This window comes from Nocardia alni (assembly GCF_019038435.1).
In the GTDB taxonomy this organism is placed as follows: domain Bacteria; phylum Actinomycetota; class Actinomycetes; order Mycobacteriales; family Mycobacteriaceae; genus Nocardia; species Nocardia alni.
This window is the reverse complement of sequence record NZ_JAGPOX010000317.1, coordinates 1-1,245: the sequence shown is the minus strand read 5'-3', so window position 1 is coordinate 1,245 and position 1,245 is coordinate 1. Positions and strand designations below refer to the sequence as shown.

The window sequence follows — 1,245 nt, the reverse complement described above, 5'->3', positions numbered from 1 at the left end:
GGAGGGACATGCTTGGCAGGGTGGTTGCGGGCAGCTCCGGGGTGGATGGTTCGGGGCGAGCTGTCGGCGATTGTTGATCAGGGGGTGCTGTAACCGATCAGGGCGCCGATGCCTGCGCCGATCGGGATGGTGACCAGGGCTCCGACGCCGCCCAGGAAGAAGCCGAGTACTGCGCCGATGCCGGCGCCGATCACTGCGCCGACGGCCGCGTTGTATTGCTTGCGGGCGATCGTGTCGGAATAGTCGTCGATGGGGCGGACGGTGGATTGCGGTGTGAGCGTGAGGGTTCGGCCGCTGTTGTCGATGCGCGGGGTGAGGCCGACGGTGCCGGCGGTGGTTTGCAGACCTAGCGGTAGGGTGACCACGGTGTTGCCCGCGGCGTCGGTCAGGGCGACCGACCGGGCGTCCGGGGTGAGGGCGAAATGTCCAGTGGTGATGGTGGATACCACGCCCGAACCGTCTGCGGCGGGTGTCACGGTATAGGGGATGCCGTGATCGACACCCTGGTGGCCCGTGCCTTGGATGCCGGTGACCTGGATATCCGTGCCCGGCATGATCACATTCTGATGTCCGCTGCCCTGGATGCCGGTCTCGGCCGGAATCGCCTGTGCCTGAACGACACCGGCGGACAGTCCCAGAGCGCCGATCGCCAGGACGGCGGTCGCTGCGAATTTGTTGGGTCTCATGGTTTTCCCCGCATTCCGTCGGCCGATGCCGACAATCCCCCGACCCCGACTCGGTGCCCTTTCATTCTGACTCAGCCGCTCGGTTCCCGGACGATATCCGCACATGCCAGACGTCGAGCCGATCTTCGGGACTACGACACGATGAGCGAACCGGACGACAGGTCCGACCGCACGCCTCGCACCGGACCGACCCGCGCGGCTCGCACTGGATCGATCGCACGACTCACACCGGTTCGATCGGATGACTCAGCGGCTTATCGCCGCGCACGTGACGGTACCGACGATGGCCGTGGACCCGACCGACGACAGAGTTGTGCTCGAGAACCTCGAGCACACCCTGCCCGAGCGATCACATCCGGTAGGAACGGCGGCCGCGATACCCCGGCCCCCAGCCACGGCGCCCGCGGACCCACAGGAAGAACACCGCCGGGAAAATGAAGAACGGGAAGAAATGGGTAGTCAGCGCCACCCCCACTGTGAGAATCACCAGGAAGAATATCGCCAGCGACGGCAGCGCCGCCCGATTGCGCGTCGGCGGCATGACGGGGGGTGCGGGCGG

At 66.5% G+C, this 1,245-nt stretch carries 2 protein-coding genes; both read right to left on the bottom strand.

The window, feature by feature from the left end; genetic code table 11:
• Positions 1–77: 77 nt before the first annotated feature.
• Positions 78–686, bottom strand: coding sequence for a DUF8020 domain-containing protein (locus JZ791_RS44110; protein WP_216903932.1), 609 nt, complete (start codon positions 684–686; stop codon positions 78–80).
• Between the two features lie 349 nt (positions 687–1,035).
• The coding region (locus tag JZ791_RS44105) for a hypothetical protein (protein WP_216903931.1) at positions 1,036–1,245 on the bottom strand (210 nt) is incomplete at its 5' end.